The 578-nt window shown below is 63.5% G+C and carries 1 protein-coding gene; it reads left to right on the top strand.

Translation table 11 applies throughout. The features are described 5' to 3' along the window. Positions 1 to 20: 20 nt before the first annotated feature. On the top strand, positions 21 to 578 hold a 558-nt coding region (locus Q7C21_RS22585; RefSeq protein WP_375151172.1), incomplete at its 3' end, for a hypothetical protein.

Here is a 578-nt window from a genome sequence, read left to right on the forward strand (position 1 = left end):
TTCCTTCTAGGGATACAGTCATGCTTCGTTCCTTGCGCCTCGCTGCCCTGTTCGGCGGCCTTATCCTGAGTGCGTCCGCACTGGCGGTGGATGTCGACCCGGCCAGCTATGGCTACCCGTTGACCAACCCCTTTGAAGCCACCATCGCCACCACCCCCCCGGAGCTGCGCCCGGAACTGCCCGCCAACGATGACATCCGTCAGTCCGACTACAGCCTGAACCTGCGGCCGGAGCGCGAGTTCATCCTCCCAGACAATTTCTGGGCGGTGAAGAAGCTCACCTACCGCATCGCCACCCAGGACCACGCCGCGCCACTGATCTTCCTGATCGCCGGCACCGGCGCGCGCTACGACAGCAGCCTCAACGAGTACCTGAAGAAGCTCTACTACAAGGCCGGCTACCATGTGGTGCAGCTATCCTCGCCCACCAGCTTCGACTTCATTACTGCCGCCTCGCGCTTCGCCACCCCCGGGGTGAGCCAGGAAGACGCCGAAGACATGTACCGGGTCATGCAGGCCGTACGGGCCCAGCACCCCAAGCTGCCGATCACCGAGTTCTACCTCACCGGCTACAGCCTC

The organism is Pantoea sp. ANP04 (assembly GCF_041982285.1).
GTDB lineage: Bacteria > Pseudomonadota > Gammaproteobacteria > Enterobacterales > Enterobacteriaceae > Pantoea > Pantoea eucalypti.